General features: G+C 54.3%; 10 protein-coding genes and 1 pseudogene. 10 read left to right on the forward strand and 1 reads right to left on the reverse strand.

The window, feature by feature from the left end:
* The first annotated feature begins 1,243 nt into the window (after positions 1-1,243).
* The 10 genes and pseudogenes from ASF04_RS08465 to ASF04_RS08510 all read left to right on the forward strand — a co-directional run bounded on the left by ASF04_RS08465 (position 1,244) and on the right by ASF04_RS08510 (position 13,215).
* Complete coding sequence (locus ASF04_RS08465) at positions 1,244-2,554, forward strand: hypothetical protein (RefSeq protein ID WP_056139940.1); 1,311 nt, start codon at positions 1,244-1,246, stop codon at positions 2,552-2,554.
* Entirely contained in the window at positions 2,551-3,087 is a 537-nt protein-coding gene (locus ASF04_RS08470) for a DUF4209 domain-containing protein (protein ID WP_056139943.1), read from the forward strand. The genes ASF04_RS08465 and ASF04_RS08470 overlap by 4 nt, the downstream gene beginning before the upstream one ends.
* A gap of 17 nt (positions 3,088-3,104) precedes the next feature.
* Positions 3,105-4,889 (forward strand): site-specific integrase, encoded by a 1,785-nt coding sequence (locus ASF04_RS08475; protein WP_056139945.1) that lies wholly within the window; start codon positions 3,105-3,107, stop codon positions 4,887-4,889.
* Positions 4,890-5,422: 533 nt separating this feature from the next.
* A pseudogene (locus ASF04_RS08480) lies at positions 5,423-6,454 on the forward strand (IS110 family transposase).
* 447 nt (positions 6,455-6,901) lie between these two features.
* The gene (locus tag ASF04_RS08485; protein WP_056139948.1) at positions 6,902-8,107 is read left to right on the forward strand and encodes an FRG domain-containing protein; all 1,206 of its coding nucleotides are present in this window, start codon (positions 6,902-6,904) and stop codon (positions 8,105-8,107) included.
* Between the two features lie 169 nt (positions 8,108-8,276).
* Positions 8,277-9,209, forward strand: a complete 933-nt coding sequence (locus ASF04_RS08490) for a patatin-like phospholipase family protein (RefSeq protein WP_229204969.1) — start codon at positions 8,277-8,279, stop codon at positions 9,207-9,209.
* Between the two features lie 11 nt (positions 9,210-9,220).
* The gene (locus ASF04_RS08495; protein WP_056139954.1) at positions 9,221-10,111 is read left to right on the forward strand and encodes a nucleotidyltransferase; all 891 of its coding nucleotides are present in this window, start codon (positions 9,221-9,223) and stop codon (positions 10,109-10,111) included.
* A gap of 109 nt (positions 10,112-10,220) precedes the next feature.
* Positions 10,221-10,664 carry a hypothetical protein gene (locus ASF04_RS08500; RefSeq protein WP_056139957.1) on the forward strand — a complete coding sequence of 148 codons (444 nt, stop codon included), beginning with the start codon at positions 10,221-10,223 and terminating at the stop codon, positions 10,662-10,664.
* A complete protein-coding gene (locus tag ASF04_RS08505; protein ID WP_056139960.1) occupies positions 10,661-11,314 on the forward strand; it encodes a hypothetical protein in 654 nt (217 codons plus the stop codon). The genes ASF04_RS08500 and ASF04_RS08505 overlap by 4 nt, the downstream gene beginning before the upstream one ends.
* Before the next feature lie 155 nt (positions 11,315-11,469).
* The gene (locus ASF04_RS08510; protein ID WP_200931077.1) at positions 11,470-13,215 is read left to right on the forward strand and encodes a hypothetical protein; all 1,746 of its coding nucleotides are present in this window, start codon (positions 11,470-11,472) and stop codon (positions 13,213-13,215) included.
* Positions 13,216-13,273: 58 nt separating this feature from the next.
* On the opposite strand, the gene ASF04_RS08515 is transcribed toward ASF04_RS08510, so the two are convergent.
* A complete protein-coding gene (locus tag ASF04_RS08515; protein WP_056139966.1) occupies positions 13,274-17,062 on the reverse strand; it encodes an SIR2 family protein in 3,789 nt (1,262 codons plus the stop codon).
* Positions 17,063-17,550: the final 488 nt, after the last annotated feature.

Genomic DNA, 17,550 nt, shown 5'->3' on the forward strand with positions numbered 1-17,550 from the left:
CACAGGCGGTGGCGCTGGCGACGTTACGGAATCATGGCTCCGTCCTTATTACGCGTCCTCACTGCGGTTCTGGACCAAACCGTCAATCCTCTGCACCGTTAGACTTAGCACGTCACGGCTAGTGATGGCGATGCTGCGCAGTGTGAAACTGCACCCTGATGCTATGCTCCTCAAGAATTGATACGCCTCCTTCGTTATGAATGGGCATGGCCACGCGGCAGCCGGGGTGGGGTGGCGCCATGTCGGCGGGTTGGCGCTGCTCGCGATAGCCGTAATCTCCAGCCGCGGGCAGCGCACAGTGGGGGCATAGGACAGCTGGTAGGCAGTTACCTATGAGTAGATCAGAGCGATGGTCGCGCTTTTGCGCAAGTTGCTCCACTGCAGATTGCAGCTTGGTGATAGCGGATGCCATCGGCATCGCCACGGGCGGCCGCCGTGGCCTGTACACGCTGGACGGCATCAAGCGCAACGGTGGCTGTTGCCAGCTACCGTAGTACTAGCAGCGAAACAGGCATACCTACCTCGATTAGGTGAAGTACTTCCATTTATCATGTGCGCAACACAGTATCGCTGCATGCGATATTGTGTAAATATTGGTCCTGCAATCACGCGACCGCTTCCTCCACATGGTGTCGCTCGGCGAAGAGAATAGCATGCGGTACACCGGGCCTGCCGCGCCAAGAAGTCATCACCAATGCTAATTTTCTGATCTCGATGAGGCGCTGCGCCGATTGACTGGACGAGGAGCGATCCTGCCCGAATGCCCCATTTCACATCTAGTACGCTGTATGGTTGAGCGCCAACAAAACGACATGACAGCGAAAGCGATCCAGAGCGTGGTCGAGAAGGAAGCGCGGAGCAGCAGGCCCCGTCCCTGGTGCTCACGGCCGTCCAGAGTCGCTTAAATCGATCAGTCTGGACTTGCTCAAGCAACTGTTCGGTAATTTGTAAAGCCGCATGGGGAGGGCACCGTGCTGGAGATTGGCGACAACACTGAGTTTTTGCACATGAAAGCGTCGTTGGCCGTGGGCCAGGCGCAGCCTGGTGTACAACTTCGCGGATACCGCAAGAGGCAGCGGTAAAACAACTGTCTTCCGTGATAATCCTCATTATCACTGTTGTGTTATTAGCCTTTTTAGGCTTGAAAAGGTTATGATGCTCCCTGAAACCCGCATAACACCGTAGCTGATTGCGAATTTCGCCGTCTGGCGCCGCGATTCGGCCACCCCGGAGCCGCCCCCGTATGACCACTGCACATCCCGAAACCCCTGAGCAGCCGCTGACCGCCGGCGACCTGACCGGCTGCGGCTACGAGGCGGCGTTCGCCCGCAGTCCCGAGCCTTGGTATTTAACGATGTCAACGGAGTTGAATGGCGAGATCGGCACGGCCCGTGGGGAAGGGGACCACACGCGTGAGCGCGCGTTGATACTGCTTGACCGAATCTGTTCACTGCAGCTCGACCCTGACAACAGGACGGCGCCCTTTCAACCCGAATGGAGAGCGACCGATGGCCGCCGGGGATTCACCCCCGAAGACCTCTCGACTGACGAGGTAGCATCCCTGTCCGAGCTCTCCGGCAGCGTGACGAACCCGTTGTTGAAGGCACGGCTGGCCGATATCGTCTGGTTGCGCGATCGCCGACGTGGCATCGCTTTTGCCCACGTGGCCATCGATACCTACTGCGCCTCGGCGCTCGATGAGAACAGCTGGCTGCTGTCGGCGCGCGATGGCTGGCACCGCGCGTTGCAACTGGCACGGGGGATCGGCGACGCCGACCGCGTTGCGTTGATTGAAGCGAGCCTGTTGCAGGCGTTTCGCGATGCGGTTGCTGTACATGGTGATTTGCCACTGTCATACCTCGGCCCCTTGTGGGCTGAGGGTGCCGCACGTGATAACGGGGCGGAGATCGGCGAGTTGTTTGCGGCGCATGCCGAGGCGAGTCGCCTGGAGAGCGAGTACCGCGCTGCACTGGAATACGCCGAAGTGGCAGCGCGATGGTTTCAACGCGCGCCGAACAGTGGTCCCCGTCGGGCGGCGATGTTGGTCATGGTCGGGCATATAATGGCCGCCCTGGGCGACGCCGCTGGCGCCGCGTTGGCGCAAAAATACTGGTATGCCAAGGCGATCGACATGTTCCGCTCGGTGCCGGGCGCCTACCGTCATAAGCACCAGGTGGACGACATGATCGCCTCGCTGCGGACGAAGCAGGACGCCGCAGGGCGCGCCGCCTTGGATGAGATGGAACCGTTTGAATATGTGATTGATCTGGCGCCTTACGTATCGCAGGCCGCGTTTCGGATGCATTGCCACTCGCCATTGCGCGCGTTGTGGACGCTGGTCCGTATTCAACCCTTACCGAATCGCGAGCGGCTCATTGCCGCTGTAGAGCGAAATGCGGTGACGGGAAGTGCTGGTCGCATGCAGGACGCAATAGTGTTAGCCGATGACGGCAGGGCAGTTGCCCGACGGCCGGGCCTCGGTGTTGATGGCGCCGCACGTACCCCCAGGTACTCGCCGAAGCGACCCAGGCATGCCACCTGTTGTGCAGCATGACCGTCACAGGATTTAACCTCCCGGCGCTCGATACGATGTGGCGGGAGATGCATTTTGATCTTGAGACATTCCTGGCGCCCGCCCGGCACGCTCCGCTAGTGCAGGGCGGGCGCGCCGGGTTGATCGCGCAGGGATTGCACGCCGGCTGGTGCGGCGATTTCGTCCAGGCGACGCACATCCTGGTGCCACAGTTCGAACACATCGTGCGTACGCGGCTCAAAGCAGCGGGGGCACTGACCACGACGCATGACGCCGATTGCCTCGATACCGAAATCGGCCTGTCCAGCCTGATCGAACGTCCTGAAATGATTGAGGCCTTCGATGTGGATCTGACCTTCACTATGCGCGCGTTGCTGTGCGATCCGGCGGGACCGAACCTGCGCAATATGGTGGCGCACGGCCTGGCGGACCAGGGGCTGGTTGGCGGGCCGTATGGCATCTATCTCTGGTGGCTGGTGCTGCGCCTCGTCGTGGAACAGTGCGCCGCGATGGGGCAGTCTATATCGAAGGCGGAGCCGCTGACGGTTCAATGAAAAACGAAGGAAAATAAATGGTGCAGAATACCAACATCGTGATCCCCCCGGTGGCCTACAACCGCACCGACTACACGGCGCTGCGGGCCTACGTGCAAAAGTTGCCCATCCAGCGCATCGCCGACTTGTACTACCAGGAGGACAGCCCCCAGGTGCAATATGGCCTTGAGCGCTTCCTGATTCGTATGCGGGATGACCTGGTCGATCGCGCGATCGGTCACAACCCGGCGCTGGCCGACATCTTGCAAAACGCGCGGCGCGGCGGCACGATCACCACCAAGGCGTTATCGATCCTGGTGCAGGCGGCGGACATACCGGAGCCGGTACCCGCGCCGGCGGATGCTGTCGGCCGCTGGTTCCGGCCGCGCCTGACGGCCGCGTTGCGTGGCGAGGAGGTCGGCACGCTGGGCGAGTTGCTGGCGATGATCCGCGTGCGCGGGCCAGCTTGGTGGCGCGCGGTACCGCGCGTGGGACGCGGCCGTGCGGAAGTCCTTGAGCGCTGGCTGCGCCGCCACGCCGCCACACTGGGCAGCATTGATACGGATGTGCGCGCGCTGGTGGCACCTGAAAATCTTCCCGTGCTCGATGTCACCGCCGGCGTGCTGTCACCGCTGGGTACCTACTTGCTGTCCACGCTGTATGACGGCAGTCACGGCATCAACCGCGCCGAGCGGTTTTGTTTCATCAGTGCGACCAATGATCTTGAGGCGATCGACTGCTACCTGGCGCGGTACGAAGGCCAGCCGCACACGCTGCGTGCCTACCGGCGCGAACTGGAGCGCCTGGTGCTGTGGAGCGTGTTGGTCGCCTGCAAGCCGATATCGTCGCTGCTGGTCGATGAATGCCAGGCATACGTACGGTTCCTTGCCGTACCCGCTGCACGATTCTGTGGTCCGCGCGCGCCGCGCACCAGTCGCCGGTGGCGGCCGTTCTCCGACAAGGCCATGTCGCCGGCGTCGCAGAGGCAAACGGTGCAGATTTTGCGGGCGGCGTTTGAATACTTGGCGCGCGTGCGTTACCTGGGCGGCAATCCCTGGTTGGCGGTCAAGGACCCGGCGGTCGATATCGAGACCGATCCGATCAGGGTGGACAAAGCGCTTACGGCCGAAGCCTGGGAGGCGCTGATTGCGGCGCTTGCGCGTCGTGCCCAGCAGGCCGACAGTGGGCGGGATCGCATCGCTTTGGCGATGCTGTTGCTGATGGGCGATTCGGGGATGCGCCGGGCGGAGGCGGTATCGGCCCGTCGCGGCGCCCTTACCCCCAGTCGTCACGTGTCGGGCGTGTGGATGCTGAAGGTGGTGGGGAAGGGCAGGAAGAAGCGGGTATTGCCCATCAGTCCTCGAACTATTAATGCGCTGCGCGCGCATTGGGCCGATCTTGGCGCCGATTTCGACGAGGCTGGCAATGATCGTCCGTTGCTGTCGCCCTTGGTTATACCGTCTACGCCTGCGTCGTTGGCGCGGCATGGCACCGATCGCGGCGGACATGTCGGTTATACGGCCGGCGCGTTGTACGACGTGGTCACAGGCGCGCTGCGACGCGTGCATGACGATTTGAAAGCAATCGGTGCCCATGCTGAACTAGCGCAGGAGGATATGTTTGCGTTACTTGACGCCACGCCGCACGCCTTCCGGCACACGTTCGGGATGTTGGCAGTGGAAGGAGGCGTGGATCTCTTCGTTGTGCAAGAAATTCTGGGCCACGCCAGCGCGGAGACAACAGCCGTATATGTCCGAGCTCGGGAGCGTCGCTTGGCAGACGCCGCTCAAATGATGTATGGTCGCGATGGACGGCATCCGTAGGCGCATGGAGTAGATGGCTAATGGATGCAGTCGAATGATGAATGGGAAGTTAGATGTCCACGATACGATGTTGCTAGTCATCGTCGCGGGGTTTAGGCATCCAGCACGGGCGCTTTACTCCGGGCGCTTGACGATCGGATCGGGTCCCGTGAGCCACACTAACTTATGGACACGCAGCAGGTCGCTGGCTAGTTGCTAAAAATCCTCAGCGTTCAATTTTTAACTCGGTGGGCACGGTATGATCCGCATGGCCGCTTAGTCGCGCGTATAGCTTTAAGTACTCTCTCCGTTGCTGCCAGCGATGCTCATAAGTCGCCGCCACTCGTCCTCACTCTCCGCCGACCCCCGGTCGCATTGAACGCTGCCACTTGGATTTGTGAGATTTCGAGTATTTTTCAGATGAGCAAGATGTTATCCTTATGGCCATCGACCGACTTCGGCCAGAACCAATGGGATGGACTCCTCCTCACCTATCGGCGCCTGAGCGCCTAAACTGGAGTTTCGAAACAACCAGTTGAAAGAAGGAGTCCACCATGAAGATTATCCGCTTCGGCGTTGATCTCGCTAAGAGTGTCTTTCAAGTGCACGGGGTTGATCGTTGCGAAAAGGTTGTCTGGCGTAAGAAGCTTGGCCGGTCAGAATGGTTGACGGCATTGCTGGAGAAAATCGAACCGGGCTGCGAGATTGGTATGGAAGCTTGCGGCGGTGCGCATCATTGGGCCCGGCAATTGCAGAAACGCGGCTACACGGTGAAGCTCATCGCGCCGCAGTTCGTCAAGCCGTACGTGAAAAGCAACAAGAACGATGCCAACGATGCGGAGGCGATTTGCGAGGCGATGAGCCGGCCGAGTATGCGTTTTGTTGCGGTCAAATCGGTGGAGCAGCAGGACCTGCAGGCGATACACCGGATCAGAGCGGAGCTCGTGAGCCAGCGCTACGCCAAGGGCAACCAGATCCGTGGGTTGTGCAGTGAGTATGGCTTGGTGGCGCCAAGGGAAATGATTCAACTGCGAGCAGCCATTCCGTTGTGGCTGGAAGATATGGAGAACGGGCTAACGCAACATTTCCGTCGCATGCTGCGCGGTTTGTGGCTCGATCTGCTAAATCTGGAACTGCGAGTGAAGGAACTGGATCAGGAAATAGAAATAGCGGCATCGACCGATCCGGTCGCCACTCGGCTGCAACAGCTGCGCGGCGTCGGCCCGATCATCGCCACCGCGATTGTGGCGAATGTCGGCGATGCGAAGCAGTTCAGCAGTGGTAGTTAGATGGCGGCGTCGCTGGGGCTGACGCCACGGCAAAACAGTTCAGGCGGCAAGGAGCGATTGCTGGGTATTACGAAACGCGGCGACGCTCAGCTGCGGACGCTGTTGATTCACGGGGCGCGTTCAGTGTTACGAACGGCGGCGAGCAAGAATGATCGGATGAGTCGCTGGGTAACGCACATCGCCCAGACCAGGCACCACAACATCGCGGCGGTCGCGCTGGCCAACAAGACGGCGCGTATCGCCTGGGCGATGATAACCAAGGGCACCGATTGTCAGCCTGGTCTCGAAGCGGTCTAAGCAGTGAGCAGTTAGTACGTAAAAAAGAGTATCCAACCACGATTGCGAAACAAGCCGATGATGGCCAACAGGTCGAACCGGCGCTGGCAGAACCCGAGAATGTCTGAGGCCATTGAGTCCGGAGAAGCGATAGGGAGCCAGCGCGCGAATAGCCCATTATGGTCCTTGCCCGGAACGGGCAGAGCAGTTAGAGACCGAATATACGTGAGCAGTCGTACCTAAAAGTCAAAGACGGAATGTTTGCAAACGAGGGGGAGTCCATATACGGACTTCCGCATGCGACACAACCTCCCCGTCGTAACGGCAGTTAGCGTTGCGCGACATGATTGAACGGGGCAACGTTAAAAATCTAGATGCTTAGATCAAGCGTCATGGCGAGAATGAAGTCAGCTGCGAGAAGACTGAGAGGTTACTTCTCGTTCACACCTATCCCCCAAATGAGGACGAATGTTTACCTTTCATAATTATTGGAATTACTTCAAAGACGACTATGACTGGCCAGATAACTTCGTTCGGCCTGACATTACACGAACTCGCCAGATTTTTGAACAAGCAGGAATTCCTCCCGAAGAACACAATACACTGATCGAGTCTGGCTATGTAAATGTAAAGGGCGATACGATAATTGATCGCTATTACGGCGGCCCAATCATGAGCATCGATTCTATAACGCGATTCGATATAAGCACGTTTAAGATGTGGTACGGAGCTGCGAAGTCGCGCACTCCCATGTTCAGAAAGCCCCCAAAAGTAACTTCCGCCACCTCTATAGGTGACCTAGAGCAGCAAATAAAGGATCTGCGAGGCAAGTTAAATGGACGGGAGCTCTTGTTCAGGGGACAGACTACGCACTATCAAACAACACGCAAGATACCTAACCCAAATTTTATCGTTGACGGGCTAGGTGAGGTTTCGCTTATCCCGTCGATTTGGCGAACCCTTTTGCAGAAAAAACCTAGCTCCTATCACGGCTTCGAGGGACTCTTTTGGCCTGAGTGGATGAAAATCATTGAGTCCCAGTTCGATCTTCAAGACATTAATCGGCGGATAAAAGAGAGAATTGATCAGGGCGAATGGTTGGCTTCAGCACATGATCTAGAAGATTGCGACGATCCATTGTTGAGCACATACGGTCGTATCAAGCTAGATCTTTCGCTGGGCTCACCAATGAACCTTCCCGATCTCCTCGACACGCTTCTGCAGCATTACGGTCTTCCGACGCCTTACCTAGATCTATCGAGCGACCTCAGGATCGCCCTCTTTTTCGCTAGTCACAAGTACAGGTCAACAGTTATTGGCCCTGAGTATCAATTTGTCGGGAGGAACGAAGGAGAATCAATATTGTACATCTTCAAGCACGATCGACATGAGATGCATGAGTATGCTCATGGTCGGGTACTCCATAATCTTGAGCCCCTTCGTCCCAAGAACCAGTCATGTGTAATTTGTCGTTCCTCTTCCCTTGCAATTAATCTTGCAGGCCTCTATCTTGTACACGCTTTTAAAATCGATTTCGAGTTGCCGTTAGCTGAGAGAATGTTAACCCACGAACTTTTCCCGAACTCGACTGAAGACAAGTTTCTTGCTGCGCTACTTGCCAATTGCCGTTTCCCGGATCGCATTCAGAATTTTAGGTATGAGCCTACGTTGTAGGAGAATCCCGAAATTCAGGCATGTGATAATTTACGTACATTTTTATTATGTAAAATGTTAATCTACTTGCTGACATCGATATAACTTCCTACGGAAAAAATTGTGAGATCTATAGGAATATTAGAGAGTCGGCAGCACTCAGAATTCAGTTACAACTAATTAAATGAATATGAATTCAGTACCGGCAAGGACATGCCGAATTCTAAGCTTAGATGGCGGCGGTGCTAAAGGCTTCTATACGCTTGGAGTTCTAAATCAGCTCGAATCTATGTTGGGTAAGAAGCCTCTTAGTACACATTTTGATCTAATTTTTGGTACTAGTACTGGCGCAATAATCGCGTCTCTTATTGCCCTTGGAAAAACGGTTGCGGAGATTCACGAACTTTACAAGACACACGTGCCGAACATCATGGCGTTGCGTAGTAGTGGTGCGCGATCCGCCGCTCTAGAAAGGCTGGCGGCTGAGATCTACAGAGATTTGAAGTTCGATGCAATGCAGACTGATATAGGCATCGTTGCAGCACGCTGGCTCGAAGAAAAGCCAATGATTTTTAAGACAAGCGTTACGCAAGCGCACGGCATGAAGGCGACTTTTCAACCTGGATTTGGATGTACGCTAGCTGACGCTGTTGTTGCCTCATGCTCAGCGTACCCAATCTTTAATCGCAAGATGGTTACCATTGCGGACGGTAGCGAAGTGGAGTTGCTGGATGGAGGATATTGCGCGAACAATCCAACTCTTTACGCAATTGCCGATGCGGTCAAGGCATTTAAAATGGAGCATGACCAGTTGCGCGTGCTCAGTATTGGTGTAGGGAACTATCCCGAGCCACCAAAATACTGGCACAATTGGGTGATTTCCAAATTTTTCCTCGTTCGCTTACTGCACAAAACGCTAGGTATCAATACCCATTCAATGGAGACTTTAACAAGCGTGCTTTTTAAGGATGTACCAATGGTTCGGATCAATGACACTTATAATACACCTGATATGGCAGCAGACTTAATGGAGCACGACCTTAAGAAACTAAACATTCTCTATCAGCGAGGAGGCGAGTCATTCGGAAAACATGAGGATGATCTGAAGAAGCTACTATCATAAGGAATCTGAACATGGCAATTCCCGAAGCCGATCTAAAAACAATGGCCGCGATCGGCGCGCAAATAACCTCGAAAGAAACGTACTCTACTGTAAAGTTAGCGCTTGAGGCCAATGACACTGGGTATGCTTCAAAAAACTATAATGTGTTCTTGCAGGGCTCCTACGGGAATGATACCAACATCTACAGAGAAAGCGATGTAGATGTAGTCGTCTGCCTTGACTCGATCTTTACATACGATTTGACGAACCTTCCGCTTGAGCAAAGTCAGGCATTCACAGCTGTTCACGGGCCAGCAAAATACACATATACTCATTTCCGGGACGATGTTCTTGCAGCGCTTTATGCCAGATTTGGCGAGTACGTTAAGCCAGGAAGTAAAGCAATCTTGATCGAACCACTTCACAACCGCCGTAAGGCAGACGTCCTTATTGCGATACAGCATCGCAGGTACAACCGATATGTGTCGGCTTCTGATCAGTCTTTCGTCCAGGGCATAAGCTTTCATAAGCAGGATGGTAACAGAGTAGCGAATTACCCCAAGCAGCACAAAGCAAATATGATCACGAAGAATCAGTCTACCAACGAGTGGTTCAAGCACATCGTTCGCATCTTTAAAAATAGCCGACAGAAGCTTATCGAACAAGGAATGATAGGCAAGGGAGTTGCCCCTTCATACTACCTCGAGGGTCTGCTTTATAACGTTCCACTTGAAATGTTTGGAACCAGCTATGACGAATCAATGGTTAAATGCATCAACTGGTTATTGGCAGCTGACAGAAGGAAATTCGTGTGCGCAAATGAGCAATATAATCTACTGAATGACAATAGTGATGTTAGCTGGAACTCTGAAAGTTGCGATACGTTCCTGAATGGTTTAGTCCATTTGTGGAACAACTGGTGAGTTATTCTGTGAATTCGATACAAGGAGGCCGTAGCATGAGTGCCGATGCCGTGATCGGCCGTTGGCCACTATTCCCCAATCTGTCGTCCACGTACGCAACGGAGGGGCGATGTATTCGATTCAGGAAATAGTTCAATATGTCTGTGAGCGGCAAGTGGTGCCGAGTTCGTCCGACTTCTCGGGGTTTGGCGCGGTGTTTTACCGGGGCAGCATTGCCGACCTTCCCGTGACGCCGTTGACACCTGGATCGGAATTGGGCTTTCCCGAGGGGGACGTTTCGAAGATCGCGGACCTGTTGTTTGCAGTTTCGCGATATTCGGACGACCGGCACGACGGGTTCCACTTTGTGCACGAGAGCCTCGGCCTGACTCATTTCGCGCAGTTCTTCTCGCCACCCATACCAAAAGGATACGCGGCAAAGCGGTACGGCGTTGGCGCGCGATACCGTGCGGCGGAGCTTGGGGCGCTTATCGAAAACGTCGTCGCGGTCCTAATAGTCGGCAAGGACGGAAAGGTGATTGTTTTTCAAGACGGGGAGGAGACGACCCTGTGAAGCCCGACGAAATAAAGATATTTGCCTATGTCACAGTTGGTCTTTCGGCGGCGATTTGGCTTGCAACCATTGTATTCGCGGGCGTCACACCTCTTTCAATTGCCAGCCTGAAAGCGCTAAACGTCTCGGCAGGTACCGTTTCAATCGCGTGGACCATCTATTTCTCATGGGGCTGGAAACAGCCCTATGCTAGGAGGATATTGTTCCGGCCTAACCTGAACGGAACCTGGATCGGACAATTCAAGTCGGACTGGACGGGGCCCGACGGCGCGGGCGTCCCTCCCGGTAGGTTCGTCCTGGTAGTGAGGCAATCCTTCTTCGCGATTTCCGTTCGCGCCTTCAGCGAACGGCAGAAGACGAATTCATACGTGGAATCGTTGGTATGTGACAGCGGTCGCGGAACGAAATTCCTTGCGTACCTTTTTCAGGAAAAACGTACGAGTAATGGAGACCATGGAGCAAGACATGGCGCGGCTGAGCTTGATCTTATCGAGGATAGCCGCTCGCGCTGGCTTGAGGGCGAGTTTTGGACCATAGCCGGCACCACCGGGTTCGTTCGGGTGCGGCAATCCAGCGGGCAGCTACACGTCGAGTCGATTGCGGAGGCGTACCAAACCTGGGCCGATATGAAGGATTGGGCGAACGTATGAAACTGCTGTGCAGACCGAGCTCCCGCCACAAGGGCTCGGGCATGCCCGCGATTTGGGACTTGCGCCATCCAGCTGCAGCAGCGCCATTGAAAGACTGAAGATTCACCAACCTGAACGGGTTTTCACGAATGAAGCGGTTTACTAAAGGAGAATCCGTGACGCGTATTACAACCGACCTCTTCATGTGGCCCTATCAGTACTCATTCCGCGCCTCCGTAGAAGTCTTGGCTCGCGGAGTTCTTGAAGAGCTGGGAGCACCTGGGTTCGCAAACGCATTGCTGGTCGGCGTTCGGGCTCCAGGCAGCGACAACCGAAATGCGGTATGCGTCGAACCGGAAAAAGAACGTTGGCCCTTGGACCTGTTCGCTGGATTGCCAGAATCGGTCGAATCAACCGTCGCCGGTCACAAGCTTCAGAACATGTTCTACGGAGACGAGGCCAGCATGCGGGACAAACCAGAATGGATTCGGCAGGATTCGGTTGGCGTCGCGGTCGCCTTGGCACTCGCCCCCTTCGACGTTGCCAACGACGTGACTTCTTTTTGCGGAGGCGTCCGACGGGTGGACGATTTTTACGTGGCCACAGTTGTGCAGATTCCGAACGCGACGCTCGCACGGTTTCCAGCGTTGCCCCCGTTTCCCAATTCCGACGAGAACCAGAGTTATGGCTATCGTGGCCTGATACAGGCCGCGATGAGCGCCGTGCTGAAGGAGGCCACGACTCACCTCACCACGCCAGAGCCTGGTCGGGACAGTTACGGTGCAATGCGATCGAGGAAGGAAATTGTACAGATCGCCGCCAACGGGTTCCTCGCAACGCCGGTCTTGTCAATTGGGCACCGCTACGTTGAAAGTGACATATTTGCTTTCTTGAATCTGGTGGCATCGATGGTCTATGAAGGAGCGAAAGGAGTCGGCAGACTGGTTTTCATCGATCAGGAAAACCCGAGCATCGATTTCCTGATCCGGTTCCGTGAGCCGGTGCCGTTTACCGAACCGCGATGGATAAGGAAAGTCCTTCAGATGGCGGCCCCGGAGGTGGACATCATCACGGACGGCAGGCATGCGTACGGCCTAGGAAAGTTGCAAGGCTTCCACGACGAGAACACTCAGGATGCTTTTACGGTGGCGTTCTTGGACCAACATTATTGGGAGCTGAAGTGTGGTCAATCGATCTTGCTCCGGTGCCGCATGGGAATCCCGGAACTGTTCAAGGAATTCACAGACCAGCAGACCTTCAAAGACAGCTACCACAGGATGTTTCCGGACTCTTCCGACGATGACGTGGCCCGCATTCTGGAACTCGTTCAATTTCAAATCTCGCTTCCGCACGGAAGCATGGTAGTTGTGTCCGACGACGCGCAACGTGAAGCGATCCGGTTGGCCAAGCAAGGAACTTTGATCGTGCCCACGCCTCTATCGAAGGTCCTTTTGGGCCGAATCAGTGGAATTGACGGGACAGTTCTGGTCGATCCGTACGGCATTTGCTACGCATTCGGCATCATTCTGGATGGCGAAGCCAACGACGAATGCACTCCGGCGCGGGGTTCCAGATACAATTCCGGCGTTCGCTATGTCAGATCCAGGCTCAACAAGAGATTGGCAATAGTCGTATCGGAAGACAGAACCGTTGACGTCGTTCCAAAGCTAAGGCCGTTGGCCAGCCGTAGCGTCATTGAAAAGAGCATCTCGGACTTCGAGTCTGCTTCGCGCAAAAACTACCTGAGACCGCGCAATTGGCTTGACGAACATAGATTCTATTTTAATAACGAGCAATGCATTCGCCTGAACAACGCCGTTGATCGCTTGGACGCGCTGCCCTACCGAGACAGCTCAATCTACATTTCCACGAAAAGATTCAGCCCCCACCCCGACATGGATGATGGCTATCTAGTTGCATGAAAAGGCGGAAATACAGTATTCCAGTATGATGTGCGTCAACGGCCACTGCCACCAGCGCCTAATTTCGTTCGACTAACTCAATAAGACGTATATAGCGTGGATCAGAAAGAAAACTAGGCTTAACGCTTGAAATCACTATTAACAAAGTCGCTAGTTCGTACGGCGTACGCGTCAGAATCGAAGGCGTCATCACGTTCATCAAGTCCAGCGCCGTTTCAGGAAATCGCTCAGCAAGCGAATTTTCTACGTCACTACTTTGTGTAAGCCAATACAATAGTTCATCCGTCTCAATTGGAACCAGAAATTTTTTAATTGCCTCGAACACGTCGGGGAAGGCTTCGCCCGTTTCCTGAAGCAGCGAGAGCCATGCTTGCACAGACATAGGGGTCTTGTACTGCTGCTCGCTGGGCCAGTCTCTATTAATAAGCGGGATAACGTTTTCGACCCAACTACCTGTTGTGTCCGTACCGACGGCACCTAGCCATCCAATGAATTTATTCCTTGTCGTATCGGACATCGTTCGCAAAGCAGAGCGCAGTTCAACACTTCCTATGCCGCCAGCCCCGCGCTTTCGAAACAGTCTTCCGTGACCCAGCCAAGAGGCCGCTACATCTGACAGCTCGTTCCCCCACGAACATTGGTCGATCCATGAAAAAAGGTTCAGCAGCTTCGGTTTAATTTTTTCCGCCAGGACCGGATCAGGTGGTGTCTCGCTGCTGAGAAGCCCGTTCCAAGCAGGCCGAGAGGAGGGATGGTCAAATGCTAGCATCGGCACAATGCGGCTAAGTGCCCACTCGGGATCAATAGCCATTAACCAATTGAGGCGATATCCTGCTTCCAATGCGGCATCGTCGGATGCCTCACCTCCGGCGCTTAGGAGCCGGTCAACTCGGATCTTGATCTCGTTTGGAATTTGCGAGTGTTTCTCCAGCGGCGCTTCTGACACCAAATTAAATAGAGCAACAACACAGTCGCCTACAGGCCCTGCCGCCCTGCGATCGAGGGTACGGTTAAAACTATGGACGTCTTCATCAATTGGGGCGCCATCTCCAGCAGTGGCTTTTATTGCATCTTTTTGAGCGGAGAGCAGACTGTCGATCAAGTGGTCGTAGACTGCCCATCCAAGAGCCATTTCGAGCACCAGAATATCAACTAAGTTGCCTTTGAGCCAGTACCCTAAAGTTTGTGCAAGCGTGGTGGTAATGCTATACGGTAGCTTCGCTATACGGTTTAAAAACAGTCGCCTAAATCTTGGCGAAATATCTGAGGGAAGTTCTTCGATCAGGGCGCACCACAATGCGGTGGGATAGGTGCCTTTTCTTCCTGCGCTGACCAGCGCTGCCAAAGCCTTACGAGGGTTTTCTTTCACCAGTCCTGTAAATGGCCGCTTTTCAGTCATGCTTCCAAATTCACGCTTGTGAAGTTCCAGCACTTTACTGACGATATCGTTTATCGGAACGTCCTTCAAGGCATCGGATCGATCGTCTGTACCGAACCATCCCGACCTGGCCCCCCTCTTGACCAACATCGAATGGATCCCGCTGTCATTCCATTCAGGAATACTTCTAATCAGCTCAGCAAGATGTTCGCTACGATCCGCAGAGAACTGGCACCCCTGCAATTGGAGGTAACGCGCGTACTTTGCTGCGAGCACGATTTTCATTTTGGGATACTCATTGACAGAGACCTTTACTGGTTCATCTGGCCCGGCAAGTATGCGATCTATGAGTTTGTCGCGAATCTCTTGCGAAAATTCCTTCCATCGATCCGCCAACATGAACAACAACTCCCGGGCCACTTTACTGTCCCAAAAGCTGTCTTGGTTAAAGGCACATATTTCTCTCGCAACCTGGTCAGCTGTGAACGAATTTTTTTTGCTAAGTGCGTACAGTTTTAATTTGCGAAAGATAAAGCGGTCTTCTGCCGGCCAGATCATCGCATGTGCATGGGCCAGTTCTGGCCGTTGTGCATCGATTCGGTCGAAAAGACGCACGAACCATGTAAGAATTCCGGTAAACGTCTCCCCCCTCGACTTTCCATCGGTCTCGCGTTCCGGATAGCAAGTCGGTGTCTCAAAATATGCCGGCTGGATATCCCCCAGCATTCCCGAGGCCGTGATTAAATGTGCTTCCAGCATACCCAATACCTGATCTAACTGATTGTCTGGGACAGATAATTCTTGGCCACGCTGCTCAAGAATGCTGACTTTGAATAAACCTAATTCAAACAGTTTAATTTCGCTCCATGACGACGATGGCGGCTGGATCCGGCTTATGCCTAGTGGCGCAGCCATCTCAAACTGCGGCTTCATGGCGTTGACGAAATCACGTTTCACGCTTGCGGTCCATCCCTCGGTGGTGATCTGCCGGATTAAGCCCTGCCATTCCCCCAGCCGGTGAGTGCTGCGTGGAGTTCGATGATATTCCAGGATGAGTTTCCAGATATCCCGAGCACGTCCGTGTAATGTCTTTGACTGCTTCACTTCACGTTCGAGCTGCTCGAACATAAGCGGATGTAAGTTCCTTTGCCGAGCGGCCCACCACGCTAGGACGGGACTATCGACAGACTTGCCCATCCAGCTGGCGAGGTGACAAAGGCGTTTCGGGAGATCCCAGGTTGCCCATCCGAGACGATCACCCTGAGCTGACTTGGTGTCTGAGTCGCGCCGCACAAGAAGATTGTCGTTGAGGTTGTCCTGATTGGGGGGGGCATCGGAGCTATGCCTTATATCATCGTCAAGTCCATACGCTTCGCGCGGAACAAACTTGTAATCTCCATCGTTTGGCGTGGCTGACCGCACATCAGCATCCATCACGCATATCCATTCCGGATGAGTGAACCGATGGGCTGCAGAAAATAATTTGGCGCCTTGCACGGTGCGGAGAACATGGGCGGCTTGGCCACGTTCATGGGGGAGGAGATCTTTCGGATTATGCTGGCATTTCGCGATGATAGCCGAGCGCCAACCACGCGAGTCATCAGCTCTCTGAGCCCATGCTTCCATGGTTTTCCATAAATCGGAATGTTCGGCATAGGCGATCGCTGTTACACCTCGATCACGCCACTTGGACGCCACTTCCCCCGGCCCTCCACGATCAAAGGCGAATAGTTGAGATGGATCGTTATTGCTGTCGTGGCTGAGACCTTGTAGAAGATATTTGACCGGGGGATCCTCCGCCTGATATCCGACCAAAACGACCGTGTATCGTTCGAGAAGTTGTCGCATAAAGTTGGTCGCCCAGCCTTCAGAGAGGTAGGCCCGCCCGAAATCTCCGCTACTGAGGACGTATGAGGGCGTTGCGGAGCCGGCATCTACAAGTCGTCCGTGGAGGTATGTAATCCCCTCAATTTGCGATCCGAACTTTAGCTCTGGAAATGCAGGTGGTACGTGAACGGCTAGATTCACCCCTTCTGGCTCTACCTCAAACAATCGATCAAAGTTCGTCGTAACGATCTGCGGAACACCGTCGGCGCTTTTTGAAATTCGTTTTATCAGACCATGCGCATGCGCGAAATCCTTGTTTTTCCGTTTTGCTGATAATCGTTCCGTGACCAGCGCATTGACTGCATCCTTGCCGTATTCGAGATATAGAAGGTTGAAGATCTGGTCGAGAGGTACGTTCGCTCCTGTTTGCTTTTTTGTCCTCCGCCATGGACCAAACGCTTTCATAACTTCCGAATTGCTGGGAGGTGCAAAATTTTTGATGACGTGCTTCGTCAGGTCGACAAAAGTTGGCATTCCGGAAGGGAAAGAAACGCCAGCGCCGCAGAGAAATACGACGCGGCCCTCATCACAACGTTGTAGTAGTATATCCGGTATCGCCGGCCCATCTGAGTGAAATCTCATGAGATTAATTTGCTAACGTTAGATCATAATTTTACTGTATGGAAGCACACTGCGCAGAGGTTAAAGATCGTTCGCATTTTCGGAACAACCAAACAGAGCGGCCAAGTTGAGAAAAGGCTTTGCGTAAGCGGCGGCGCGAGATTCCTGAGTCGCTTCAGATTTGTAACCAACGGTGGTTTGAAGTTAAGCTGAGTGCATAGGCAACATCGACTATCGATGGCCAATGCCGACACTGACGGCGAACGCTCCAGGCGCTCTATTTTTTGATCTGCATGATTAAGCGGAACGCTGTTTACGTCGAGTCGTTGTATTACTTTATGGCGTACTCTCTTCCCGTATGTCGGGGTGATGAGATGGGGCTCGCCAACAGCTGTCCGAAATGACTCCGCCCGTCGATAGTTGATAAAATTTTTCACTCTGCAAGCGCGCGCCGGATCGGTGTTACTTTTTAGCTTCTCGGATCGCCTGCTTGCGCCTATGATGCCATC

Origin of the sequence: Duganella sp. Leaf61 (assembly GCF_001421905.1) — a bacterium.
Classification (GTDB): Bacteria; Pseudomonadota; Gammaproteobacteria; order Burkholderiales; family Burkholderiaceae_D; genus Rugamonas; species Rugamonas zoogloeoides.